We start from the raw sequence: 23,485 nt of genomic DNA on the forward strand, positions 1-23,485 counted from the left end.
CCGCTCTTCAACCGGATCGGGGAGCAACCGACCTAATCGGACCGACCGCACCGGAATCGGGGAACCACGATAGTGCGGAATGGCACCTTTCCGCTGTTTCGGCCCATTGGTGTGGATGGTCCCTTTCACCGATGGCGCGCGATCGCCTAGATTGGTGGTGTGTTCGACTCGCCCGACTTCGATCTCGCGCCGTACGCGGCGGAGTTCGGCGCGTCGGCCCCGGTGCGGCGCGGTTACTGCAGCTGGAACGACGCGGGCTGGCGCTCGCTGCTCGTGCAGTGCTTCGAGCACGTGCCCGAGGTCGAGGAGCTCCCGGTGCCCGGCGTGGCCGATCTGCACCTCGTGCTCTGCGTGGCGGGGGACGTGACCATGCGGACCCGCGCCGGCGGGAAACCGGTCCACCGGCGCTGGGTGCCCGGCGCACTGGACCTGATGGTGCCCGGCCAGCCGGTCGTGCGCGACTACCGGACGGCCGCCGCGCTGCGCACCGTCCAGGTGCACATCCCGTCCGGCACCGTCGAGCGGGTCGCGGCCCAGCTCGGCGGCCCGGCACCGGACTTCGAAGCCCTGTCGGCCGCGGCGAGCGCGGGCGATCCGGTCGTCGAACAGCTCATCCGCGCGCTGCCCGGGGCCGCCGGCGCGAACGACCTGTACGCGGAGTCCGCCGCGACCTTCCTCGCGACGCACCTGCTGACCCGGAGCACGGAGGTGCGCCGGCCCGGTGCCGAGCACTCTGCGGTCCGCGTGGCGACCGCCGTCATGCGGGAGCGCATGGCCGAGCCGCTGACGCTCGCCGAGATCGCCGCCGAAGCGCATCTGAGCGTGTACCACTTCATCCGCGTCTTCCGCGCGGCCACCGGCGAGACGCCCCACCGCTTTCTCACCCGGATCCGGATCGAACAGGCGCAGCGGATGCTGTCCGGCAGCACCCTCACGATCGGGCAGATCGCCGAGCGCACCGGTTTCGGCAGCCCCGGATCGCTGTCCGCGGCCTTCCTGAGCCAGGTCGGCGTCCGGCCGTCGGCATACCGCAACAACTGAGCGAGGTTCCGCAATCCAGCGCATGGTTCCGGCAGGCCACGCCGCCTAGTTTCGGACCGTGCCACGCAGCTACGCCTATGACGCGACCGCCACCTCGACCGCATCGCCACCCGTCGTCTGGAGCCTGCTGGTCGACGCCCGCACCTGGCCCGTCTGGTCGGCCGTCGACGGCCTTGACCTCGCACGGTCCAGCGGGCTCGATCCGGACGGCCGGGATCCCGTCGGCGCGGTCCGCGCGTTCCGCACCGGCCGGACGGTGACCGGAGAACGGCTGACCGGGCTCGTCGAGCACGAGCAACTCACCTACGAGGACGCCTTCAACAAGGCCATCCACGACTACCGGGCGGTCATCGACCTGGCGCCGGCGCCAGGCGGCGGCACCCGCATCCACTGGCACGGCACCTATGCCACCCGGTGGGGCACGGGCTGGCTGATGCGGGGTGTCATGCAGCGCGTGATGCAGCGGATGGCCGACGGCCTCGCCGCCTACGCGGAGACGAAGCAGCCCGGATGACCGTCCGAATCGGACTGGAAATCAGGTCAGCCGTGCCGTCGGCGGAGCTTCCGGACCGGGGCGAAAGCCGAGCTGCCCGGAAACCTTCTCCGCCGCCCGTGCCGTGGCCCGGCCGGTTTCGTCGAGACGGTCGCCGACGCGGTCGCCCGGCGCGGAGATGTTGAGCGCGGCCACCACCCTGCCGCGGAAGTCCCGGATCGGCGCCGAGACGCCGACGAGGCCGTCCTCGAACTCCTCGCGGACGCGGGCGTACCCGTCGCGGCGGCATTCCTGGATCTTCGACCACAGCTGCGGCAGCGAACGGACCGCCGAGCGCGGGTTCGTCATCGCGGGCACCGGGAACCGCACGTACAGGTCGTCCGGCGCGGCGTCGAGCAGCAGCACCCTGCCGGCCGACGTGCAGTAGGCGGGCACCCCGCGCCCCTCCCAGCCGTGCACCCGGAACGAGTGCCCGGAGACCGAGAGCAGGGTCAGCACCTCCTGATCCCGCAGCACGCACAGGTGGCAGGTTTCCTCGACCTCGGCGGACAGCTTCCGCATCACCGGCTCGGCCGCCCGGACGAGGCGGTCTTCGACGGTGCGCGCGACCAGGGAGAACAGGCGCCAGCCCAGCCGGTATTCGAGGGTGTCCGGGTCCCGTTCGACGACCCCTTCGTCGGCGAGTGCCTTGAGCGCCCGCGACACCTGGCTCTTCTCGCGGCCGGTGAGCTGGGCGATCCGGACCACGCCGAGCCCGCCCGCACGCTGGGCCTCGGCCGACGCCAGCGATTCCAGCAGGTCGAGGTCGCGGCGCAGGCCGTGGCCGTGCCGACGGGAGGACCTCGTCATGGCCGCAGCCTAACCGGGCGAGTTGGCCTGAGCGCAACGGAAGTTGCGATGCGCCGGGTGATCTTGCCGGGACGCCCGGCGCGCTGCGAGGCTCGATGGGCGACCCGGACCCGGGCCCCGCACGTCATCCGGAGCTGCCCCGTTGAAGATCACCGAAATCACCCTCGACCGGTTGCGGCTCGACCTCGACCCGCCGCTGCGCGCCGCGTGGGACCCGGAGCCCCGTCGCCACTTTGGCGCGACGATCGTGCGCGTGCACACCGACGAGGGCGTGACCGGGATCGGGTCCGGCGACACGATGGACGGGTTCGCCGCGGTCGAGCACCTCTTCGTCGGCGAAGACCCGCTCGACATCGTCCGGCACGTCAAGGCGATCGAGACGGCGAACTTCCACGGCGGGTGCTACTGGCCGCTGGAGGTCGCGCTGTGGGACATCATCGGGAAGGTCGCCGGGCTGCCGGTGGCCGTGCTCTTCGGCAACGCCGCGAAGTCGCTGCCCGCGTACGCGTCTTCTGCCGAGCTGAAACCGCCGGAGGAACGGGTCGAAACGGCCTTCGCGGCCCGTGAAGCGGGTTTCCGCGCGATGAAGATCCGGATCGACCGCGACCGCGCCGACGAGGGCGTCGCCGCGGTCGCCGCCGTGCGGGAGGCGCTCGGGCCGGAGTTCGAGGTGATGGTCGATCTCAACCAGTCGTGGCGGATGGCGGGCGACACCGCGGACGCCGCCGATCTGGTGCGCACGCGCAAGCTCGTGCGGCGGCTGGCCGAGCTCGACGTGTTCTGGGTGGAAGAACCGCTGCCGTACGCCGACATCGACGGCTTCCGCGCGCTGCGGGCGGAGAACCCCGGGGTGCGGATCGCGGCGGGGGAGATGCACCACTCGGTACCGGAACTGGTGCGCTACCTCGAAGAAGACGTCCTCGACGTGTACCAGATGGACGTGGTGCTGGCGGTCGGCATGCACCGCGCGCGCACGCTCGCCGAGCTGGCCGGGTTCAAGCACCGTGCGTTCACCCCGCACAGCTGGACCAACGGCATCGGCGTGCTGGCGAACCTGCACGTGTCGGCGGGCGTGGGCGGCGGGCCGTTCTTCGAATTCCCCTACGACCCTCCCGGATGGACACCCGAGCGCCGCGACTTCATGCTCGCCGAGCCGCTGATGGTCAACCGGGCAGGCGAACTCGAGGTCCCGGATCGGCCGGGGCTCGGTGTCGAACTCGACGAGGAGGCGGTCGCGAAGTGGCGGATCTGAGGGAGCACGGGTACTGGCTGGCCGCGGCGAAGGCGATCAGCCCCGAGACGCGGCCGTTCATCGGCGGCCGGTTCACCGAGCCGAGGTCGGCGGAGACGTTCACGAGCGCGTCGCCGCGCGACGGGCGGGTGCTCGCCCAGGTCGCCGACGGGAACGGAGAGGACGTCGACCGTGCCGTCCGTGCCGCGCGCGGATCGTTCGAGGACGGTCGCTGGCGGGATCTCCCGCCGAAGGAGCGCAAGCGGATTCTCCTGCGCTGGGCGGAACTCATCGAGGAAAACGCCGAGGAACTGGCGCTGCTCGACACCCTCGAGATGGGCAAGCCGATCAGCGAGTCCCTGCGCGTCGACGTCGCGAAGACCGCGGAGACGATCGCCTGGTACGCCGAGGCGATCGACAAGACCTACGACGAGATAGCGCCCACCCCCGGCGACGCGCTCGCGCTGGTCACCCGCGAGCCGCTCGGCGTCGTCGGCGCGGTGGTGCCGTGGAACTACGCGCTGCTGATCGCGTCCTGGAAGCTCGGGCCCGCGCTCGCCACCGGCAACTCCGTGGTGCTCAAGCCAGCCGAGCAGACCTCGCTCTCGGCGCTCGTGCTGGCCAGGCTCGCTTCGGAGGCCGGACTCCCCGACGGCGTGCTGAACGTGGTGCCCGGCCAGGGCGAGGTCGCGGGACAGGCGCTCGGCAGGCACCCCGGCGTCGACAAGATCGCGTTCACCGGGTCGCCCGAGGTGGCCAGGATGTTCCAGGTCTACGCTGGCCAGTCGAACGGCAAGCAGGTGGCGATCGAGGCAGGGGGCAAGTCCCCCCAGCTCGTGCTACCCGACGCCGATGTCTCCGCCGCGGCAACGGCGGTGGCGTGGGGCATCTTCTACAACGCGGGGCAGACCTGCAACGCGGGGTCGAGGGTGATCGTGCCCGCCGAGCTCAAGGACCGGCTGCTCGCCGAGATCGTCCGCGTCACCACCGAAACCTTCCGGCTCGGCGACCCGCTCGACCCGGCCACCGTGCTCGGCCCGCTCGTGGACGAGGTGCAGCTCGAACGGGTGCTGTCCTATGTGGATACCGGGCTGGCCGAGGGCGCGAGCATCGCGCTCGGCGGCGGGCGCGCGCGGACCGACGAGGGCGGCACCTTCCTCGAACCGACCATTTTGGACGGTGTGCGTCCCGAGTCGACCGTCGCGCGCGAGGAGATCTTCGGCCCGGTGTTGTCCGTGCTGACCTACAGCGGCGACGTGGACGAGGGCGTCCGGATCGCCAACGACAGCGACTACGGGCTCGTCGCCTCGGTGTGGACGCGGGATGTCGCGGTGGCGCACCGCGTCGCGAAGCGCCTGCGGGCGGGCACGGTGTGGGTCAACACCTTCGACGCCAGCGACGTGATCACCCCGTTCGGCGGAGTCAAGGCCAGCGGCGCCGGCCGGGACAAGTCGCTGCACGCGCTCGACGCGTACACCGCGCTCAAGACCACCTGGCTCGACCTGTCCTGACTCCCACTGTCCGAAAGGGACGGCCATGACCGTGCAGAGGCTCAGCGTCGAAGGCGGCGCCCGTGTCGAGTTCGGACCGGGTGTGGTCGCGGGCCTGCCGGAATTCGTGACAGGACTGGGGAAAACGCGCGCGTTCGTCGTCACCGACCGGACGCTGCGCGCCACCGGGATCGTCGGCAGGGTGGAAAAGGCCCTCGCCGCGGCGGGCATGGAGTTCGCGGTGCACGAGGACGTCGGGCCCAACCCGGCGACCGGGGAGCTGGACCGGGGTGCGGCACGACTGCGGGAGTTCGGCGACGCGGCGGTGGTGGCGCTCGGCGGTGGTTCGGCGCTGGACGCGGCGAAGGGCATTTCCCTGCTGGCCGGGAATCCCGGTTCGCTGGCGGCCGACGCGGACGCGCTGTGGGACGCGGGCGACGGGTCGCCGCTCGTCGCCGTGCCCACCACGGCGGGAACCGGTGCGGAAACGAACGGGTTCGGCGTGGTCGAGGACACCTGCGCGCGCCGGAAGGTCTACATCGGACATTCGTCGGTCCGGCCGTCGGTGGCCGTACTGGACCCGGAGCTGACAGTCGGGCTGCCCGCGCGGGTCACCGCGGCGACCGGCGTCGACGCGCTCGTCCACGGGATCGAGTCGCTGGCCTCGCGCGGGTCGTCACCGTTTTCGGTGGCCTACGCGACGCAGGCGGTGACGCTGGTGAGCCGATGGCTCCCGGTCGCCTACCGCGACGGCGCCGATCTGGAGGCGCGCGCGAACATGATGCTCGGCGCGCACCTCGCCGGGCGCGCGCTCACGCTGTCCGGGCTCGGCCTCGTGCACGGCATCGGACACGCGCTGACCGCGCACACCGGCACCCCGCACGGTGTCGCGCTCGCCGCGGTGCTGGAAGAGGTGATGACCTTCAGCGCACCCTCGGCGGAGGCCGCGTACGAGCAGGCCGCGCGTGCGATGGGCGCGATCCCGGAATCCGCGGCGGCGGCGATCGGTGCCGTGCGGGCGATTTCGGGCGCGGTCGAGGTGAAACGGCCGCTCCGCGAGCTGGGTGCCGACCGGGGTCGGCTCCCGGCCATCGCCGCGGCCGCGGTCGCCGATCCCGTCACCAAGAACACGCCCCGGCTGCCGGATGAGGCAGCGGTGCTGGAACTGCTGCGCGCGGCGTACTGACCGCCAGCGCGATGATTCCCCAGCAGGAGCCGTGGAACAGCGAAGGCGCGCTGCTTGCAAGGCTGCTTACAACGCGGCGAGCGCCTCCGCGGAGGCGCGCTCCCCGGCGCGGACGGCGCCGTCCATGTACCCGGCCCAGTAGGTCGACGTCTCGGTGCCCGCCCAGTGCACGCGCCCGGTGACGGTGCGGATCGCCTGGCCGTAACCGGAGATGGTGCCGACCCCGGTGATCGCGACCGGGCCGCCGGTGGACCAGCGCTCGGTGGTCCAGTCCTGTTCGAAGTAGCCGGACGGCTGGGTGGCCCGCGGCCCGACCGCTTCGGCGAAGGCGGCCAGCACGGCGTCGCGGCGTTCGGGCAGCGGCCGGTCGCCCCAGTCACGCCTGCGGTAGCCGCCGACGAACGCGAGCAGGATACCGGCCGAGCCGTCGGGCGGGCTGACGTCGAACATCGAGCGCACCGGTCCCGCGGTGAGCAGGCCCATCCCGCTGAGCCCGTCGGCGCGCCAGAACGGCGCGGGGTACACGGCGGCGCACTTCATCAGCGCGCCCATCGGCATCCGGCGCAGCAGCACGGACTTCGCCGCGGGCAGCACCGGATCCCAATCGATCGCCACGGCCAGCTGCGGCGGCACCGCGACGATCACGCGCTTCGCGGTCACCGAGCCGAATTCACCGGAGACGACCGCGTGGTCGTCGTACTGGACGACGCGGCGGACGGGCGCGTTCAGCACCACCCGGTCGCCGAGCTTTTCGGCCAGCCGCAACGGGATGAGCTGGGAGCCGCCGACGAACCGCGAGTCCTGCGCGCCGCCGCGGACACCGGAGGACCGGTCGAACGTGCCGGGATTGGTCTCGTTGCCGGCGCCTGCCATCAGCCACAGGAAGTACAGCAGCGAGACGTCCTGCGGCTCGGCACCGATCAGCGGTTCGAGGAAGGACAGGAACAGGTTCTCGGTGGCGGGGTTGAACGTGGTCGAGCGGAACCAGTCGTGCAGCGAGATCGCGTCCCATTCCGCGGCCTTCGGCGCGGCCCACGGCGCGTCCACCGGGACGTGGCTCGCCATCTGGTTGAGCCGCAGGTGCACGATCGTCGCGTCCGGCAGGATCAGCAGGTCCGGCGGCAGCGTGCCGGTGTAGCGCAGCGCGTGCCCGCCGGAGACGTAGACGTTGTCCCCGTCGGCGTACTCCGGGAACGTGTCGACGCCGAGTTCTTGGGCGAGCGCCAGGATGTGGTCCTGGGTCGGGCCGACGAACGCGGCCCCGGCCTCGGTCACGGTCCCGTTCGGCAACGAGTGGTTCAGCACGCGCCCGCCGACCCGGTCGCGCGCTTCGAGCACCAGCACCGAGCGCCCCGCCTCGGCGAGCCCCCTGGCGGCGACCAGCCCCGAGATGCCTGCCCCGATCACGGCGACGTCCACTGTGGATTCCATCTGCGCTGTTCCCCCTGGAGGTGTGGCTGGCCGGTACCGGACAGCCTGCCCTGCCCGGTGGGACACGGGGAGGTCTCATCGCGAGTCCGAACGGCGGTACGCCGCTGCCCGATCGGGCAGCGGAACCTGCCCGGACGGACGGCTGATGAGCGGTGCCGGATACGACCTCCGGACGGCACAGTGGCCTTCGAGACAGGGTGGCTCCGGACGAGCCGCGACCAGGCAGCAGTCGGACTTTCGCTGGGGTTGAGATGGCACTCGGTATCGATATCTACCGGAAGTTCCAGACGGTCACCGACTGGAACGCGGTCCGGAACCACGGCGTCGGCTACGTGTGGACGAAACTCACCGACGGCGGCGGCATCGCGACGGCGGGACCGGCCGACGCGATCGTGAACGGCGCGAAATCGGTCGGCATCCCGGTTGGCGGCTACCACTACGCGCAGTTCTCGCCGACGCCGGAACGGCAGGCGGAGATCTTCGTCGCGGAGGTGCGCAGGCTCGGCGCCACCGGCCTGGTGCCCGCGCTCGACCTCGAGGCGCCGTTCGGGCCGAACGCCGCGGCGCGCGACTTCGGGATCCGGTTCTGCCGCCGCGTCGCCGATCTCGGGTTCCGCCCCGGCGTGTACATGAACAACGCGTTCGCGAAGGCGACCCGGCCGGACCGGTGGGGCATTCCCGGGCTGGCCATCTGGATCGCGCGTTACGGCGCACGGCCCGATCCCGCCGCCGGGCACTACGACGTGCACCAGTACTCCAGCTCCGGCCAGATCCCCGGTATCAGGGCCAGCGGCGTCGACCTGAACGACTCGTACACGAGCAACCACTTCGCCGATGGCGGCGAGTTCCTGAGCGCGCTGCCGGAGGACCAGCAGAACTTCGTGGTGGGCGGGGTCTACGACGTCCGCGAAGACCTTTCGGTCCCGTTCCGGGAGAAGGGGAAGTCGGCCGGGCGGGTGCTGCGGGACCTGACCTCGCTGAGCGAGCCCATCCAGTCCAGGGTGGTGCCTGCCAACTCGTTCTCCGCGGCGGAGATGCTGGCCTGGATCGACCTGAACACGGCAGGCAACCGGAAGGGCGTCGACGAACTGGCCAAGCTGTTCGACCAGATCGCCGCCGATATCGAGGAGATCAAGCCCGCATCGACATAGCGGCGGGCGCACCCGAAGAATGGGCGGCACACGTCACGACTTCGGGAGGCTCGTTCCATGCGCAGGTTTGTCGACATCTCGGTGGCGCTCAAGGGTGGAATCGCTTCGGACCCGCCCGGCGGCACACCCGAGATCGACTATTTCACGCACGCCGAAACGGCGGGCGACGTGGTGTCGTTCTTCCCCGGCGCCACCGTCGAAGACCTGCCGGACGGTGAGGGGTGGGCGATCGAGCGGGTGCGGCTCACCACGCACAACGGCACCCACCTCGACGCGCCCTACCACTACTCGGCGGTGATGGACGGTGGCGCGCGGGCGATCACGATCGACGAGGTGCCGCTCGAATGGTGCCTCCAGCCCGCGGTGAAGCTGGACTTCCGGCACTTCGAGGACGGGTACGTCGCCACCGCGGCGGACGTCGAAGCCGAGCTGAAGCGGATCGGGCACGAACTCCGGCCGCTGGAGATCGTCGTGGTCAACACCTCGGCCGGGGCCAAGTACGGCGAGGACGACTACGTCGCGTCCGGGTGCGGCATGGGCCGCGAGGCGACGCTGTACCTGCTGGAGCGGGGCGTGCGGCTCACCGGCACGGACGCGTGGAGCTGGGACGCGCCGTTCGTGCACACCGCGAAGCGCTATGCCCGCGACCACGACGCGTCGGTGATCTGGGAGGGCCACCGCGCGGGCAGGGACATCGGGTACTGCCACATCGAGAAGCTGCACAACCTCGAATCGCTGCCGTCCGACGGGTTCGAGATCTCGTGCTTCCCGGTCAAGGTGCACGCCGCGTCCGCCGGCTGGACCCGCGCGGTCGCGATCTTCGACGAATGACCTTGTTGGCGGGCGGCTCGGAGCCGCCCGCCAACGGGCCCCTCCCCCCGGGTCTTTCAGTGCGCGGCGGCGAAATACGCCGAAGACCCGCGCTGCCACAGGAAAGCGACCGCGGCGAGGCCTGCCACGCACGGCACCAGCCCCACCACCGTCACCAACATCGGGTGCGGCTGGGTGAAGTGGTAGGCCGACAGCGCGGTCCCGGCGACGAACACCACCGTCGCCACCACGCGTGACCACGGGCGCCCCTTTCCGCTCGCGCGCGCCAGCCACAGCCACAGCACGACTCCGACGGCGGCGAGCGCGAACAGATAAGTGAGGATGCTCGACTTCGCCATGTCCACCTTGCCGGGATCGGCGGGGTAGGCGGCCTGGAGCCTGCGGGTGAGGCCGTCCCCGGTGGCCTGGTCGAGCACGGCGACGATCGCCGCCGCCACGGTGAGCACCGCTCCCGCCCGCATCGCGGTGATCGCGTGCCGGACGGACTTGGTCCCTTCGTGTACCTGCGTTCGCATGAGATTCCCCTTGGTCGACGTTGTACTCTAAAGTCTGGATACCAAACTCTAAACTTGAAACATCATGTCTCAATGTAGAGTGCCGAAGACCCGGATGCAAGGTGAGGTGTGCGATGGCGGAGGAACCCCGGCCCGCGCTCGGCAGGCGGCGACGCAGGCTGTCGGACGAAGAGACCGAGAAGCGCATGGTCGACGCGGCGATGGCGCTGGTCAACCGCACCGGGCTGACGGTGGGCCTCGACCACATCAGCTTCGAGGACGTCATCCGCGACGCCGGGGTGGCCAGGAGCGCGGTCTACCGGCGCTGGCCGTACAAGGACCTGTTCTTCAGCGATCTGCTCAAGGCGCTCGCGGGTGCCGCGGTGCCTGCCAGGATGCCGGACGACGAGGGCATGCGCGTGATCCGCGATGTGGCGCTCGACCACTTCGGCTGGTTCGCCACCCCGCAAACCCGTCACGACCTGTGGAGCGAGCTGCTCCGCCACGCCGCGCTCGCCGAGTTCGAGGCCATTCACAGGTCCACCGACTGGCGCACTTACCTGGCGCTGCACGCCACCTTCGAAAGCCTCGCCGACGGTGAACTGCGCGACGAGGTCCAACAAGCACTCGCGCGGTCGGAACAGGGGTTCGTGGCGCGGATCGCCAAGGCCTACGAGCACCTGGCCGGGCTGCTCGGCTATCGCCTGCGGCCCGAGCTCGACGCCACGTTCGAAACCGTCGCGCGACTGGTCAACGCGACCATGCGCGGACTGGTGATCACCGCGCTCTCCACCCCGGAGGTGGCGGCGCAGCGCGTGCGGGCGAACCCGTTCGGGGTCAGCGCGAAGTCCGACTGGTCGCTTCCCGCGCTGGGGATCGCGAGCACCGTGTTCGCCTTCCTCGAACCCGACCCGTCGGTCGAATGGGACGACGAGCGCATCGCCGCGGTGCACGCGGAGCTGTCCTCCGAGTAGACCACTGCCGCCCGCCCGATCCTCCGATCGCTACTGGTCAGGTCCCGTCTTGCGGCATGATCGGCTTTCCGGATTGGTCTAGCGAGGAATGCCAGGGGTGTTGGCCGGGGTAGTGCGCGTGGCGTCTGCTTGAGCCCGGTTTCGTCCTACCGGTGTTCCCGGGTGAGGAGGGTGGCATGACGTCGTTGGCTCCCGGCAAGACCGGGGAGATCAGGGCCCGCCTGCTCGACCTCGTCGATCTCCTGCCGGAGGGCGCGCCGCTACCTTCCGAGCGGGAGCTCGCTTCGAGGTGGCAGGTGGCGCGGATGACGCTGCGGCGCGCGATGGACGACCTGGTGCTGCAGGAGCTGCTGGTGCGGCGGCAGGGCAGCGGCACGTTCACCTCGCGGCCGAAGGTGAGCCGCAGGCTCGGCATGACCTCGTTCTCCGAGGAGATGCGGCGCCGCGGGATGCGCCCGGCGAGCAGGACGCTCGAACTCCGCCGCCACCGCGCCGACCGGGCCCGCTGCCAGCAGCTCCGGATCCCCGCCGGGGACGTGGTGGTCGAGTTCGTCCGGCTCCGCCTCGCCGACGACGCGCCGATGGCGCTCGAACGCACCACCGTGCCGGAGCGCTACGTGCCCGGACTGTCCATAGCGGACCTTCAAAGCTCGTGGTACGAGCTGCTCGCCACGAAGTACCGCACCGACATCGTCAGCGGCACCTGCCAGCTGGAGCCCGCGATGCCGGACCGGCGCACCGCGGAGCAGTTGCGAATCCCGCTAACCCAGCCGTGCATGCGGATCAGGGGGATTAGCCTCGACGCGCGCGGCAGGGTCATGGAGTACTGCGAGGCGATGTACCGGGGCGACCGCTACACGATCACCGCCGAGCTCCACCGGCCGGCGCGTCCCACCGCACGCCGCGCGATCAGCTGAGGAGCAGACCATGCGCCATCGCAGGACACGGAAGATCCGGACCGCCGCCGTGGGCACGGCGTTCCTGCTCGCCGGTGCGCTCGCCGCGTGCGGCACGGGCTCCGGTGACGGCGGCGAGGTCACGCTGACCTTCTGGACCCACACGCACCCGCCGATGATCAAGCTGAACGAGGCGCTCATCGCCGAATACCAGCAGCAGCACCCGAATGTGAAGATCAAGTACCAGACGATCCCGAACGACGAGTTCAACACGAAGACGCTCACCGCGATGAGCAACGGCACCGGGCCCGACGTGCTGAACATGGACGACAGCGCGCTGCGCGGCGAGTACCTGCCGAAGGAACTGGTCGCGCCGATCGACGCGGGTGCGCTGGGTGCCGCGTCGGCCGACGACGTCAAGGCGCGCTACAACGCCGGCGTGCTGGACGGCGCGGCGAAGGACGGCCAGTACTACGGGCTGCCCAGCGAGTTCAACGCGACCGCGTTCGCGATCAACACCAAGCACTTCACCGATGCCGGGCTCGATCCCGCCGCTGCGCCGAAGACCTGGGACGAGGTCGCCGCCGACGCGAAGAAGCTCGTCGCCGCCCAGCACACGCAGGCGTTCAGCTTCCTGTACCTGCATTCGGGCTGGTACTCCCAGCAGCTCCAGACCCTGCTGAACCAGACCGGCGGCACCCTGACCGATCCCGGGCACGAGCACGCGAACGTGACCTCGCCGCAGGCGGTCGCCGCACTGCGGCTGTGGGTCGACCTCGCCGCTGGCAAGGACAAGGCGGCCGATCCCAACAAGACCTCGCGCGAGGCGACCTCGCCGTTCAGCGATCTCGCCACCGGGCGCCAGTCGATGGCGATCGTCTACCCGTGGGCGATGGAGCAGATCCGGCAGAGCAATCCCGATGTCTACAAGCAACTCAAGGTGGTTCCGCTGCCGCAGGTGAATCCCGCGCAGCCGGTGAACCGGTGGTACGGCTACTACTGGACGGTCAGCAAGGCGAGCAAGCACCAGGCCGAGGCGTGGAAGTTCATCTCCTACCTGGCGAGCAAGCACGACCGCTGGCTGTCCGATGTGGACTTCATCCAGCCGGTCGCAGGCTGGGACACCGGACCGGCCGCGAAGAAGGTGGACGCGCTCCCGGTGTGGTCTTCCGCTTACCAGAAGGGAAAGTTCGACCAGGTCGCGCCGCACTACTCGGAGATCCAGGACGCGCTGACCGATATGGTCAACGACGCGGTGTTCGACCACGTCGCCGTGCCGGACGCGGCGAAGAAGGCGTCCGACCGCATCGACCGCAGCCTCGGGAGCTGAGCCGATGGCGGTGCTCGCGCTCCCTCGCCACCGCGACCGGGCGGACCGGCGGCGGAACACCGTCGGGATGCTGCTGGCGATTCCCGCGCTGGCGCTGTTCGCGGTGTTCGCGATCTACCCGATGCTGCGGGTGTTCTACCTGTCGGTGTTCGACTACAGCCTGACCACGCCGCCGAAGTTCGTCGGCATGGACAACTTCGCGCACCTGGCGACCGATCCGCAGTTCGGCGAAGCGGTGCTGCAGACCGTCGTCTACGCGGCGGGCACCTACGTTCCCGCGCTGGCACTGGCGCTGCTGCTCGCGCACGCGCTGAACAACCGCACCAGGGCCGGCGGACTGATCCGGCTGCTGTACTTCCTGCCGGTGGCGGCGAGCTGGGTCGCGGTGTCGGTGATCTGGCGCGTGGTGCTCAACCCCGACGGCCTGCTCAACCAGGCGCTCGGGCTGCACCTCAACTGGCTCACCAGCTCGGACACCGCGATGTGGGGCCTGGTGCTGATGGGGGTGTGGAAGGAGACCGGCTTCTTCCTGATCCTGTTCCTCGCCGGGCTGCAGGCGATCCCCGGTGAGCTGTACGAAGCGTCCGAACTGGACGGTGCGGGCCGGTGGTCGCGGTTCCGGTACGTGACCTGGCCGATGCTGCGCCCGGTGACCGCGGTGTGCTCGGTGATGGCGGTGATCAGGGGCTTCCAGGCGTTCAGCCCGCAGCTCGTGCTCACCAACGGCGGCTTCGGCACCGAGGTGGTCAACCTGTTCGTGTACAAGACCGCGTTCGAGAACGCCAGGATGGGCCGCGCCTCCGCGGTGGCGGTGCTGATGTTCGTCCTGCTCTTCGTGCTGACACTGGTGCAGCTCCGGGTGTTCGCGAGGAGGGACCGATGACGAAGCCCGCTACCAGGCCCCGTCCTCCCGCGGAGACCGTCCGCGCCACCACGCCCGCAGCACGCCGCCGGAAGCGCCGCCCCGGCCGTGTGATCGCGCTCCTGCTCACCGGGCTCGGCGGGCTGGTCTTCGTCTCGGTGCTGGTCTACGCGGTGCTGACCGCGCTGAAACCCGTGGCCGAGGTGCTCGCCGTGCCGATGCGCTGGCTGCCCTCGACGTTCGAGTGGTCCAACCTGGCGCTGCCGTTCACCGAAACGCCGTTCGCGCGGTACTTCCTCAACAGCACGGTCGTCGGTGTCAGCGTCACCGCGTTGAACGTGCTCACCTGCACTGCCGCAGGCTACAGCTTCTCGAAGTTCCGCTACCGCGGCCGCGACGCCCTGTTCGTGATCGTGCTCGCGACCCTGATGATCCCGGTCGAGATCATCTACGTGCCGCTCTACAGCCTCGTCTACTCGCTGGGCTGGGTGGACAGCTTCGCCGGGCTCGTCATCCCGGCAGGCACCAGCGCGTTCGGGATCTTCCTGATGCGGCAGGCGATCGACGGCGTCCCGGACGAACTGCTCGAGGCGGCACGGCTCGACGGCGCCGGGGTCGTGCGCACCCTGGTGTCCATTGTGGTCCCCGTGGTGCGCGGCCCGATGGCGGCGCTGGCGCTGTTCGTGTTCATGCTCAACTGGGACTCGCACCTGTGGCCGCTGCTGGTCGCCTCCGACGACGACCACCGCACGCTGCCGGTCGGCCTCGCCGCGATGCAGGCGAACAACCTCGGCAGCGCCGGGGTGCCGATGATGCTCGTCGCCGCGCTGCTCGCGGCGCTGCCGACCGTGCTCCTGTTCGTGACGCTGCAACGGCGGTTCGTCGAGGGCGTGACGGCGTCGGCGGGCCTGCGATGACCGGGTGGCTCGCGGTCGACGGCGGGCAGACCGGACTGCGGCTGCGCACTTCGGACGGCCGGTACGGCACCGGCCCCGGTTTCTCCTACGCCGACGGCGATCCGGTCGCGTCGATCACCGCGGCCGTGCGGACGGCAGCGGTGCGGGCAGGCGTGGCGGGGCCGGTCGGCGTCGCCTGCCTCGGGCTCACCGGGTATCCCGCGCGCCCGGCGGATCGGGACCGGCTCGGCGTCGCGGTGGCCCGCGCGCTGAACGCCGCCGAGGTGCGGTTGTGCGAGGACATGGTCACCGCGCACGCTGGTGCGCTTCCCGGCGGTACGGGCGTCACCGTCGCGGCCGGGACGGGTGTGGTCTGCCTCGCGATCGGCGCGGACGGGACCACGCGCAAGATCGACGGCGGCGGGCACCTGCTCGGGGATCTCGGCGGCGGTTTCTCGACCGGGCAGGCCGGGCTGCGCGCGGTGCTGGCCGCCGCCGACGGCCGCGGGCCCGCCACGGCGCTGTCCGGCCTCGCCGTCGCGCGCTACGGCGGTGGCCCCGATCTGGGGCAGCGCGTCGCGATGGCGGATTCGCCGGTCTCGGCCGTGGCAGCGTTCGCCGTCGACGTGTTCGAAGCGGCCGATGGCGGGGACGGGGTGGCGGGGGCGATCGTCGTGGCCTCGGCCGCCAACCTGGCTCGCACCGCGGCCGCGGGTGTGCGGGCGCTCGGCGGGGACGACGTCCGGATCGCCTGTGCGGGAAGGCTGTTCGACGCGGGTGATCTGCTGGTGGCGCCGCTGCGCGAACGGCTCGCCGAGCTGGCGCCCTCGGCGACGCTGGTGCCTTCGGCAGGCGATCCGCTCGACGGTGCCGTCCGGCTCGCCACCGCCGGGCTGGGGCGCTACGCCCCGCTCGTCCACGTTCACCGCGGCACCGCCGCGCCAGTCACCGAGGAGTCTGTTGTGGACGGTCTGCCCTTTCCGGCAGGAGCGTTGCTGGTGTCCTGCCAGGCGCAGCCGGGGAACCCCTTGCACGGGCCGGGTTCGATGGCGAGGATGGCCGCGGCCGCGGCGGCGGGCGGCGCCTGCGGCATCCGCGCGAACGGGGTGGCGGACGTGGCCGCGATCAGGGCCGAGATCGCGCTGCCGGTGATCGGGATCAACAAGGTGGCCGCGCCAGGCGGCACGTTCATCACCCCGACCTTCGACGCCGCGGCCGCGGTGGTCCGCGCGGGCGCCACGATGGTCGCCGTCGACGGCACCTCGCGCCCCCGGCCCGACGGCAGTACGCTCGCCGGGCAGATCGCGCGCATCCACGACGAACTCGGCGTGCTCGTGATGGCCGATGTGGACAGTGCGGCGGCCGGGATCGCCGCGCGACGGGCAGGCGCGGACGTCGTCGCGTCGACGCTGTCCGGGTACACCGGCGGCGGCACCCCCGACGAGCCGGATATCGCGCTCGTGGAGCAGTTGAGCGCGCTCGACTGCCCGGTGATCGCCGAGGGCAGGTACCGCACCGAGGACGACGTGCGGGCCGCGGTCGCCGCCGGGGCGTACGCGGTGGTCGTCGGCACCGCGATCACCAACCCGATGGACATCACCACCCGGCTCACCAAGGCGCTTCGGTGACCGCGCTGATCGGGCACGGTTCGGTGGTCGTCGAGGTCCCCGACGGCACACTCATGGGCGGGTACGCGGCGCGGATCGGGGGCAGCACCGGTACGCTCGACCCGATCGAGGTGCACGCGGTCACCGTGTCCGACGGCGAGCGCCGGTTCTTCTGGCTGGTCGGTGACCTGCCAGCGGTCAACACCGACCTCGCCTCCGCCGTCATCGGCAAGCTCGCCGGCCTGCACCGCACGGATCCGGAACTGGTGTGGTTCGGCGCGACGCACACCCACGCGGGACCGGACGTCGGATGCCGTCCCGGCGGCGGGCGCACGCCCCGCGAATGGGCGCCGGTCCTGCTGGCGGCGGGTGAGCGGGCCGCGGCACTGGCCGTCGCCTCGGAAGCGGCGGTCGACCTGACCGTCCACAAGGGACGAATCGGGGGAGTCGGCGGGCAGCGCAGCGGGCCGGACCCGAGCAGGGACGTGCCGGTCACGGTACTGGCCGCGCGACGGGGCACCGCCGTGCTGGGTGCTCTCGTCGTGCTTCCGGTGCACCCCACCGTGCTCGGCGCGGACAACCTGCTCGCCAGCGCCGATCTGGCCGGAGCGGTACGGCGCGCGCTCGCGGCGCGCGCCGGCGGATGGGCCGTGGTCGCCACCGGGGCGGCCGGTGACGTCAGCTCGCGCGCGCATCGCCGCGCGCAGACCCCGGCCGAGGTGCACCGGCTCGGCGCGCTGGCCGCGGACCAGCTCGCCGCGATCCTCGGCGAACCCGGGGTGCCGATCGACCTCGGGCCTGGCTCGCTGGCCGGGGCCCGGAACTGGTCGTTGCCCCTGCCGGACCGGACGGCCGAACCGGCTCCCGATCTGAACGCGCTTCGTGCGCGGCTGCTGTCCGCGCGCGGTGGTGGGGACCCGGTGGCCGTCCGCGGGGCGGAAACCGCGGTGCAGGGCGCGGAACTGGCTTCCACCGCGCGGGTACGCGGTACCAGCGTGGTGGTGGGCGCGGTGCGGTTGGGTGGGCTCCGGTTGGTGAGCATGGGCGCGGAACCCTATTCAGCGCTGGAAGCCGCCGTCGCGGCCGGGCTGCCCGGCCCGGTCGCGCTCGTCGGCTACACCAACGGATATCTGGGGTACCTACCCACCCGCGCCGCGTACGGCACCGGCGTCTACGAGGTCAACATCTCGCCGGTCGCCGAGGGCGCCGCCGAACTCGCGGTGGCCGAAGCGATCCGCCTCGCCACCTGATGTTCATGCGCTAGCGCAGGTGGGCGGCCAGGAGACGACGTGCGTCGCGGTTCCAGTTGTGTTCGATCAGCTGGGTGTACCGGGTGAGCCGTCGGACCGCGGGGTTCCGGGACGCCCGGAGCCGCGCCGACACCGGCGGCAGTGCGTCCAAATTGGACTGGATGGCGCGCAGGTCGCCGAGGCCGAGCAGGCCGCGTTCGAGCCGGTCGGTCACCACCCGCGGATCCGCCTGCGCGGCGAGGGAGAAGTACGACTTGTTCCGCCCGTAGCAGCAGGTGTGCAGGAACAGCAGGTCGTCGATGTCCTGCTCGGTCGTGCCGTCGCCGAGCAGCGCGTGCCCGAGCCGCGCGCGGAAGTCGGCGTCGGACAGTTCCGGGTTCTGCGCGTACTCGCGCAGCGCCACCCTGTTGACCGCGACGATCGGGTCGCGGTAAGGGTTTTCGTCGAGCCCGATGGTTTCGAAGCCGAACGGGTGTAGCTGCTGCCCGACGAGGTTGGTTTCGTTGAACTCGGGGTGTTCGGCGACGAAGGTGAAGAACTCCTGCGACGGGAAGTAGGCGGCGAAACCGTGATCGCGCACCCACCGCACGCTCGCGCGCACGTTCGCGGGCGGCTGGCTGATCACGTCGAGGTCGAAGTAGTAGGCCTTCGTGACCTTCGCGGCCAGGTCGAGGTTGACCGTCCACGGGCTGAAGATGATCGTCCACCGCTTGTCGTAGGGCAGGTTCGCGCCGTTCGGCCCGCCGACGAAGTAGTTGGGGTGCACGAGGATGTCCGCGTCCGGTTTGTGCGCCCACACCTCGTCGGAGATCTGGCGCACGAACTCGTACTCGATCTCGTAGTAGTGCTTCGCGCCGCCGCAGTCGCCGCCGGTGCAGATGTCGATGTCCGAGGACTCGATCAGCATGCCGTCGGCGTTCGGGTAGAAGTCGAAGTACATCTCGCGGACGTAGTCCAGCATGAACCGCTTGGCGTCCGGTTTCGTGGGGTTGAGGTTGTAGCCCCAGGAGTGGATGCCCTGCATGCGCGCGAGCGTGCCGTTCGCCTGCAACCCCTTGAGATCGGGGCGTTCGAACGCGTACTGGTTCGTGCCGTCGTAGGTGTAGGGGGTGAACCCGAGCAGGATCCTGATCCCGAGCGTGTGCGCGTAGTCGATGAGCGCGCCGACGAAGTTCTCCCGCACGTTGCGGTGCGCTCGGTTGTACTGCCAGGTGATCGGGTACCTGCGCGACCGGAACGCGCCGCCCATCCACAGCACCACGTGCTCGACGCCGTCCTCGGCGAACGAGTCCATTATGGACTTCCAGGTGGCGAGCCCCGCGGTGGGGATCCGGCAGAACGTGAGGTAGTAGCCGCGCCCGACCGGACCGGAGGGCGCCGGGGCCGCCGCCGCGCGGGCCACCGGTGCTGGCGCGGACGAGAGCGCCGTTCCCGCCAGCGCACCCGCGACCGCCGCACCGCCGAATCGGATCGCATCCCGCCTGCTGACCATGGTGGCGTCCTTCCCAGCTGGTGTCCGGCGCTGTCGACGGTAGGGGCCGCACCGAGGCGATGGGAAGGAATTCGCCTAGACCACTGGCCCTTCGGGGCTCAGCCGCGCCGCCTTGCCGAAGAGGTACCGGCGTTGCGGAAGGCTGAGGGCGCGTTCGGCGGCCGCGAGGTAGGCCTCCCGCGCGGCCTCCGGCTTCCCGGACATTTCCATCAGGTGCGCGCGGACCGCGAGCGGGCGATGGTCGGTGAGCGCAGCGTCGCGTTCGAGGTTGTCGAGCAGTTCGAGACCGGCCTCCGGGCCTTTCGACATCGCCACCGCGACAGCGTGGTTCAGCGACACGACCGGGTTGTCGGCCAGCCGCAGCAGCACCTCGTAGAGCGCGGTGATCTGCGCCCAGTCGGTCTCTTCCGCGCTCGCCGCCTCGTCGTGCACCGCCGCGATCGCGGCCTGCAACTGGTACGGCCCCGCTCCGCCGCGCGGAAGCGCTTCGCTGATGAGCGCGACGCCTTCGGCGATCTGGTCCGCGTCCCACCGGCTCCGGTCCTGTTCGGCCATCGGCACCAGCTCGCCGTCGGAACCCGTTCTCGCGAGCCGCCGCGCGTCGGTGAGCAGCATGAGCGCGAGCAGCCCTGCCACCTCGCCGTCGTCCGGCAGCAGCGCACGCAGCATCCTGGTCAGCCGGATCGCTTCGACGGACAGTTCGGGTCGCCGCAGGCTCGGCCCGGAGGTGCTGGCGTACCCCTCGTTGAAGATCAGGTAGAGCGCGTGCAGGACGGCGGCGAGCCGGTCGGCGCGATCGGGCCCCGACGGCATCCGGAACGGCACGCCACTGTCCTTGACCCGCTGCTTCGCCCTGGTGATCCGCCTGGTCATGGTCGACTCGGGGACGAGGAACGCCCGCGCGATCTCGGCGGTGCCGAGCCCGCCGACCGCACGCAGCGTCAGCGCGATCTGCGAGGCGGGCGTGAGCGACGGGTGGCAGCACAGGAACAGCACGATCAGGGTGTCGTCGCCTTCGGGCTCCTGCCGGTCGGCGGCGGGTGCCAGCCAGTCGCCGGGGAGCACCTGCCTGGCGACCGCGTCCTCCCGCCGTTGGCGGGACTGCTGGCTGCGCAGCAGATCCGTCAACCGGCGGGACGCGACCGTGATCAGCCAGCCGAGCGGGTTTTCCGGCAGGCCATCGGACGGCCACTGCGTCGCGGCGGCGAGCAGCGACTCCTGAACCGCGTCCTCCGCGGTGTCGAAGTGCCCGTACCGCCGTACCAGCGCGCCGAGGACCTGCGGCGCACACCGGCGCAGCAGGTCCTCGACGTCGCTGCTCGGCACGTCTCAGGCGTCGTCCGGGGCAGGGGCCTGGCCGATCGGCCGGATGTCGACCGGGCTGGGCTCGCCGACGGTGCCGCCGGCGCCGGGGCACATCGTGACGCGCGCGGCGATCTCGGTGGCGCGGTCGATGCCCGCCACGTCGACGATCCAGTACCCGGCGATCACCTCGGTGGTCTCGGCGTACGGCCCGTCGGTCACCACCGGCGCGCCGTCCTTGAACTGCACCCGCCTGGTGAGCGCGGGTGCGTCGAGGCCCTGCGCGTCGACCAGTTCGCCCGACTCGGTGAGGTCGTTGTTGATCGCGCCCATGAACTCGACCATCTTCTTGATGTCCTCGGCCGACCAGGCGGGTTTGCCGGTCTCCTTGCCCGCCATCGTGTCGTAGTCCTGCTGCGAGCCGTAGAGCAAGATCATGTACTTCATGGTCGTTCTCCTTCTCGGTGCTGGCGCCTTTTCACCGGGGACGTCGGTGCCGCCGGCTCGCTCCGGACATCGGTGCGAAAGTTTTTTCGCGAGCGAGCCTAGCCGCCCGTCCGCCGGTCGGGGAGCAGCGCGAAACCGGCTCGCGCGTCGGGGTGTGTCACGCGGTCGCGACCGTCGTCGTCCGGCCGTTGCTACTGGTCGCCGTAGCGGGGGAGCACGCTGTACACCCGCAGGTCCTTCGGCGCGCCCTTCGCGCGGAACCGGCGGCGGCGCCGCGTGGTGAACCGGGCCTCGCCGATCGCGTCGAGCACCTCGCCGGTGATCAGGACCTCGCCGCTGTTCGCCGCGTCGGCCACCCTGGCCGCGACGTTCACGTCCACGCCGAAGTAGTCGCGCCCGACCCGGCGGGGGCGCCCCGTGTGCAGGCCCGCACGCAACTGGGGCCGGTATCCGTCGATGTCGATCGCGCTGACCGCGTTGCCCGTCTCGTGCGCGGCCTCCACCGCGTCGGTCGCGTCGGCGAACACCGCCATCAACCCGTCGCCGAGGCCCTTCACGACCTGCCCGCCGTGACTGACGATGGCCCGTTCGCTGGTATTCGAGACCTCGCGGAGCAGCCGAAGCGCCTGCTTGTCGCCCACGTCGAGCGCCCAGGTCGAGAACCCGACCACGTCGGTGAACAGGATCGTCACGTCGGCGTCCGCCCCGACACGGGGCGCCGTGACCGCCTGCCACACCTGAACCGCCGCGAGACCGAGCTCGCGCAGCGCGCTTGGCTGGTCCTCGCGGGCCTCCGCGAGCAGCCTTGCCACCCGATCCGACGGATAACCGCCGGTCGTGGACAGCGAGTCACCGAACTGCCGGTCGCCAGGCACCAGCCCGCGCACCATGCGCGCGGTCCGGACGAGCTTGTGCTGCCGGTCGGTCCTGCGCAACGCGTCGGCGACCTTCGACACCGTCGAAGCCCTGGGACGCGGTTGCTCGTGGCCTTGGGTCACGCGGACATCTTACTGGCCAGTAGGGCCAGGTGCGCCGTTCTGGGGGTGGGTTGACTCCAAAGGTCACAGTGGGCGTTCCGGGGTGGGTTGTCATGGTTCGCGCGTTTGGCGGGCACGATGAGGGTTTCAGGCACGCCTTCGGCGCGCCGTGGGGAACTGCCGCTCGTCGGTGCGGGTTGTGGGTCGCCAGCGTCCGCTCCCCATGGAACGGATAAGCCGAGGGCGAAGCGATGGCATGCCGCCGCGAGACCTGTGATCCATTGTGGACGTAGTGGATCGGTGTCGAAGTAGGTCAGAGCCATTCGTTGATCGTGGCGATGTGGACGGTGGCTTCGTGGCGGACGGCGAGTTGTCGTAGCGGGTGGCCACGGCGCGGTGGCGTTTGAGCCGGTTGATGCCGCATTCCACCGCGTGGCGCTGTTTGTAGATCTCGGGGTCGAAGGCCGGTGGCCGCCCGCCCATCGATCCCTTGGCCTTGCGGTGAGCGTCCTGGTCGGCCTTGCTCGGAATGGTCGCCTTGATCCCACGACCGCGCAGGTGAGCCCGGTTGGCTCACGCAGGTGTAAGCCTTGTCCGCCAGTACTCGATCAGGACGTGTCCGGGGCCGGGCACCGCCCGGACGGGGCACCCGGATCCCGGCCAGGACGGGAATGAACTGCGGGCTGTCGCCATGTTGCCCGGCGGTCAGCACGATCGACAACGGCTTCTGCCCCTGCTCGCACCCCACCCCTTTTCCGCGCACCCGCGGCATGCTGATGTGCCCTGGCGATCGTGGAATCTACGCTGACATCGCACGTGATCCGCCCCGTCACCTCAGCCGGCCCCTGCAACACGGTCAGGATCGCCTGCCAGGCACCAGCGCGTTGCCAGCGCCGGGACAACCCGTAAACCGCCGCCCAGGACCCATACCCCACCGGCATGTCCCGCCACGGCGCACCGGTGCGCACCCGCCACCGAATCCCGTCGATGAACTGCCGCTTACTCCACAACGGCGGCCGACCCGGCCGCGACGGCACAGGCGACAACGGCTCCAAAGCCGCCCACTGCTCGTCGGTCAGGTCAAACCGCCCCGTCACCGCCACGCCCGGCAGCCCCAACTCCCGGCCCAACTTGCTTGAGACGACTTCGATACAGGCCCTAGTAGTGCTTTGTTAGGTCTTGGCGTGTCGTGAGGACGTGGGGCAGGCTGGGCGGTTTCATGTCCTGGTGACCCCTGATGAGCTTGTCCATGTCC

Annotated in this window: 22 protein-coding genes and 1 pseudogene; 14 read left to right on the forward strand and 9 right to left on the reverse strand. The window is 70.9% G+C overall.

Translation table 11 applies throughout. The features are described 5' to 3' along the window. The first annotated feature begins 159 nt into the window (after window positions 1-159). Window positions 160-1,041, forward strand: a complete 882-nt coding sequence (locus tag ABD256_RS34590; protein WP_344428872.1) for a helix-turn-helix domain-containing protein — start codon at window positions 160-162, stop codon at window positions 1,039-1,041. Between the two features lie 58 nt (window positions 1,042-1,099). Continuing rightward, window positions 1,100-1,555: an SRPBCC family protein gene (locus ABD256_RS34595; RefSeq protein ID WP_344428874.1), complete on the forward strand. Its 456-nt coding sequence runs from the start codon at window positions 1,100-1,102 to the stop codon at window positions 1,553-1,555. Between the two features lie 21 nt (window positions 1,556-1,576). On the opposite strand, the gene ABD256_RS34600 is transcribed toward ABD256_RS34595, so the two are convergent. After that, window positions 1,577-2,383 carry an IclR family transcriptional regulator gene (locus ABD256_RS34600; RefSeq protein ID WP_344428876.1) on the reverse strand — a complete coding sequence of 269 codons (807 nt, stop codon included), beginning with the start codon at window positions 2,381-2,383 and terminating at the stop codon, window positions 1,577-1,579. Between the two features lie 142 nt (window positions 2,384-2,525). Here ABD256_RS34600 and ABD256_RS34605 point away from each other — a divergent pair, with 142 nt between their 5' ends. From ABD256_RS34605 to ABD256_RS34615, 3 genes are read left to right on the forward strand one after another with little or no spacing between them, the layout of a single operon-like run. Further along, entirely contained in the window at window positions 2,526-3,635 is a 1,110-nt protein-coding gene (locus ABD256_RS34605; RefSeq protein WP_344428878.1) for a mandelate racemase/muconate lactonizing enzyme family protein, read from the forward strand. Further along, window positions 3,623-5,125, forward strand: coding sequence for an aldehyde dehydrogenase (locus ABD256_RS34610; protein ID WP_344428880.1), 1,503 nt, complete (start codon window positions 3,623-3,625; stop codon window positions 5,123-5,125). The genes ABD256_RS34605 and ABD256_RS34610 overlap by 13 nt, the downstream gene beginning before the upstream one ends. Before the next feature lie 25 nt (window positions 5,126-5,150). After that, window positions 5,151-6,290, forward strand: a complete 1,140-nt coding sequence (locus ABD256_RS34615) for an iron-containing alcohol dehydrogenase family protein (RefSeq protein ID WP_344428882.1) — start codon at window positions 5,151-5,153, stop codon at window positions 6,288-6,290. A gap of 66 nt (window positions 6,291-6,356) precedes the next feature. Here the strand turns inward: ABD256_RS34615 and ABD256_RS34620 are convergent, their stop codons facing one another. Next, window positions 6,357-7,721, reverse strand: a complete 1,365-nt coding sequence (locus tag ABD256_RS34620; protein WP_344428884.1) for a flavin monoamine oxidase family protein — start codon at window positions 7,719-7,721, stop codon at window positions 6,357-6,359. 251 nt (window positions 7,722-7,972) lie between these two features. Here ABD256_RS34620 and ABD256_RS34625 point away from each other — a divergent pair, with 251 nt between their 5' ends. Both ABD256_RS34625 and ABD256_RS34630 read left to right on the forward strand, forming a co-directional pair. Beyond that, window positions 7,973-8,872, forward strand: coding sequence for a glycoside hydrolase family 25 protein (locus ABD256_RS34625; protein WP_344428886.1), 900 nt, complete (start codon window positions 7,973-7,975; stop codon window positions 8,870-8,872). 57 nt (window positions 8,873-8,929) lie between these two features. Then, a complete protein-coding gene (locus ABD256_RS34630) occupies window positions 8,930-9,703 on the forward strand; it encodes a cyclase family protein (protein ID WP_344428888.1) in 774 nt (257 codons plus the stop codon). Between the two features lie 56 nt (window positions 9,704-9,759). Here the strand turns inward: ABD256_RS34630 and ABD256_RS34635 are convergent, their stop codons facing one another. Further along, window positions 9,760-10,218 (reverse strand): hypothetical protein, encoded by a 459-nt coding sequence (locus tag ABD256_RS34635; RefSeq protein WP_344428890.1) that lies wholly within the window; start codon window positions 10,216-10,218, stop codon window positions 9,760-9,762. Window positions 10,219-10,331: 113 nt separating this feature from the next. Between ABD256_RS34635 and ABD256_RS34640 the strand changes: the two genes are divergently transcribed. The 7 genes from ABD256_RS34640 to ABD256_RS34670 all read left to right on the forward strand — a co-directional run bounded on the left by ABD256_RS34640 (window position 10,332) and on the right by ABD256_RS34670 (window position 18,012). Then, window positions 10,332-11,171, forward strand: a complete 840-nt coding sequence (locus ABD256_RS34640) for a TetR/AcrR family transcriptional regulator (protein ID WP_344428892.1) — start codon at window positions 10,332-10,334, stop codon at window positions 11,169-11,171. A gap of 176 nt (window positions 11,172-11,347) precedes the next feature. After that, window positions 11,348-12,088 carry a GntR family transcriptional regulator gene (locus tag ABD256_RS34645; RefSeq protein ID WP_344428893.1) on the forward strand — a complete coding sequence of 247 codons (741 nt, stop codon included), beginning with the start codon at window positions 11,348-11,350 and terminating at the stop codon, window positions 12,086-12,088. Between the two features lie 10 nt (window positions 12,089-12,098). Continuing rightward, window positions 12,099-13,397: an ABC transporter substrate-binding protein gene (locus ABD256_RS34650; RefSeq protein ID WP_344428894.1), complete on the forward strand. Its 1,299-nt coding sequence runs from the start codon at window positions 12,099-12,101 to the stop codon at window positions 13,395-13,397. Between the two features lie 4 nt (window positions 13,398-13,401). Continuing rightward, window positions 13,402-14,280 (forward strand): carbohydrate ABC transporter permease, encoded by an 879-nt coding sequence (locus ABD256_RS34655; protein WP_344428895.1) that lies wholly within the window; start codon window positions 13,402-13,404, stop codon window positions 14,278-14,280. Next, complete coding sequence (locus tag ABD256_RS34660) at window positions 14,277-15,176, forward strand: carbohydrate ABC transporter permease (protein WP_344428896.1); 900 nt, start codon at window positions 14,277-14,279, stop codon at window positions 15,174-15,176. Before ABD256_RS34655 ends, ABD256_RS34660 begins: the two co-directional genes overlap by 4 nt. Continuing rightward, window positions 15,173-16,783, forward strand: coding sequence for a putative N-acetylmannosamine-6-phosphate 2-epimerase (locus ABD256_RS34665; protein ID WP_344428897.1), 1,611 nt, complete (start codon window positions 15,173-15,175; stop codon window positions 16,781-16,783). Before ABD256_RS34660 ends, ABD256_RS34665 begins: the two co-directional genes overlap by 4 nt. Next, window positions 16,780-18,012: a hypothetical protein gene (locus ABD256_RS34670; protein WP_344428898.1), complete on the forward strand. Its 1,233-nt coding sequence runs from the start codon at window positions 16,780-16,782 to the stop codon at window positions 18,010-18,012. The genes ABD256_RS34665 and ABD256_RS34670 overlap by 4 nt, the downstream gene beginning before the upstream one ends. Before the next feature lie 10 nt (window positions 18,013-18,022). On the opposite strand, the gene ABD256_RS34675 is transcribed toward ABD256_RS34670, so the two are convergent. The 6 genes and pseudogenes from ABD256_RS34675 to ABD256_RS34695 form a co-directional block, all read right to left on the reverse strand. Beyond that, on the reverse strand, window positions 18,023-19,504 hold the full coding sequence (locus ABD256_RS34675) for a hypothetical protein (RefSeq protein WP_344428899.1): 1,482 nt from the start codon (window positions 19,502-19,504) through the stop codon (window positions 18,023-18,025). A gap of 75 nt (window positions 19,505-19,579) precedes the next feature. Further along, window positions 19,580-20,830, reverse strand: a complete 1,251-nt coding sequence (locus ABD256_RS34680; RefSeq protein ID WP_344428900.1) for an RNA polymerase sigma factor — start codon at window positions 20,828-20,830, stop codon at window positions 19,580-19,582. A 3-nt stretch (window positions 20,831-20,833) separates the two neighbouring features. Beyond that, entirely contained in the window at window positions 20,834-21,253 is a 420-nt protein-coding gene (locus tag ABD256_RS34685; RefSeq protein ID WP_344428901.1) for a YciI family protein, read from the reverse strand. Window positions 21,254-21,444: 191 nt separating this feature from the next. After that, window positions 21,445-22,251, reverse strand: coding sequence for an adenylate/guanylate cyclase domain-containing protein (locus ABD256_RS34690; RefSeq protein WP_344428902.1), 807 nt, complete (start codon window positions 22,249-22,251; stop codon window positions 21,445-21,447). A gap of 351 nt (window positions 22,252-22,602) precedes the next feature. Further along, window positions 22,603-22,831 (reverse strand): annotated as a pseudogene (locus tag ABD256_RS44530) (IS5 family transposase); the annotation flags it as partial. Between the two features lie 7 nt (window positions 22,832-22,838). Further along, on the reverse strand, window positions 22,839-23,333 hold the full coding sequence (locus ABD256_RS34695) for a transposase (RefSeq protein WP_344428903.1): 495 nt from the start codon (window positions 23,331-23,333) through the stop codon (window positions 22,839-22,841). Between the last annotated feature and the right edge of the window lie 152 nt (window positions 23,334-23,485).

This window comes from Amycolatopsis minnesotensis, assembly GCF_039529815.1.
Classification (GTDB): Bacteria; Actinomycetota; Actinomycetes; order Mycobacteriales; family Pseudonocardiaceae; genus Amycolatopsis; species Amycolatopsis minnesotensis.

Coding starts and splice junctions, on each gene's coding strand:
- ABD256_RS34600 (WP_344428876.1), bottom strand. CDS start 2,383: ATGACGAGGTCCTCCCGTCGGCACGGCCACGGCCTGCGCCGCGACCTC.
- ABD256_RS34615 (WP_344428882.1), top strand. CDS start 5,151: ATGACCGTGCAGAGGCTCAGCGTCGAAGGCGGCGCCCGTGTCGAGTTC.
- ABD256_RS34620 (WP_344428884.1), bottom strand. CDS start 7,721: ATGGAATCCACAGTGGACGTCGCCGTGATCGGGGCAGGCATCTCGGGG.
- ABD256_RS34625 (WP_344428886.1), top strand. CDS start 7,973: ATGGCACTCGGTATCGATATCTACCGGAAGTTCCAGACGGTCACCGAC.
- ABD256_RS34630 (WP_344428888.1), top strand. CDS start 8,930: ATGCGCAGGTTTGTCGACATCTCGGTGGCGCTCAAGGGTGGAATCGCT.
- ABD256_RS34635 (WP_344428890.1), bottom strand. CDS start 10,218: ATGCGAACGCAGGTACACGAAGGGACCAAGTCCGTCCGGCACGCGATC.
- ABD256_RS34640 (WP_344428892.1), top strand. CDS start 10,332: ATGGCGGAGGAACCCCGGCCCGCGCTCGGCAGGCGGCGACGCAGGCTG.
- ABD256_RS34645 (WP_344428893.1), top strand. CDS start 11,348: ATGACGTCGTTGGCTCCCGGCAAGACCGGGGAGATCAGGGCCCGCCTG.
- ABD256_RS34650 (WP_344428894.1), top strand. CDS start 12,099: ATGCGCCATCGCAGGACACGGAAGATCCGGACCGCCGCCGTGGGCACG.
- ABD256_RS34655 (WP_344428895.1), top strand. CDS start 13,402: ATGGCGGTGCTCGCGCTCCCTCGCCACCGCGACCGGGCGGACCGGCGG.
- ABD256_RS34660 (WP_344428896.1), top strand. CDS start 14,277: ATGACGAAGCCCGCTACCAGGCCCCGTCCTCCCGCGGAGACCGTCCGC.
- ABD256_RS34665 (WP_344428897.1), top strand. CDS start 15,173: ATGACCGGGTGGCTCGCGGTCGACGGCGGGCAGACCGGACTGCGGCTG.
- ABD256_RS34675 (WP_344428899.1), bottom strand. CDS start 19,504: ATGGTCAGCAGGCGGGATGCGATCCGATTCGGCGGTGCGGCGGTCGCG.
- ABD256_RS34685 (WP_344428901.1), bottom strand. CDS start 21,253: ATGAAGTACATGATCTTGCTCTACGGCTCGCAGCAGGACTACGACACG.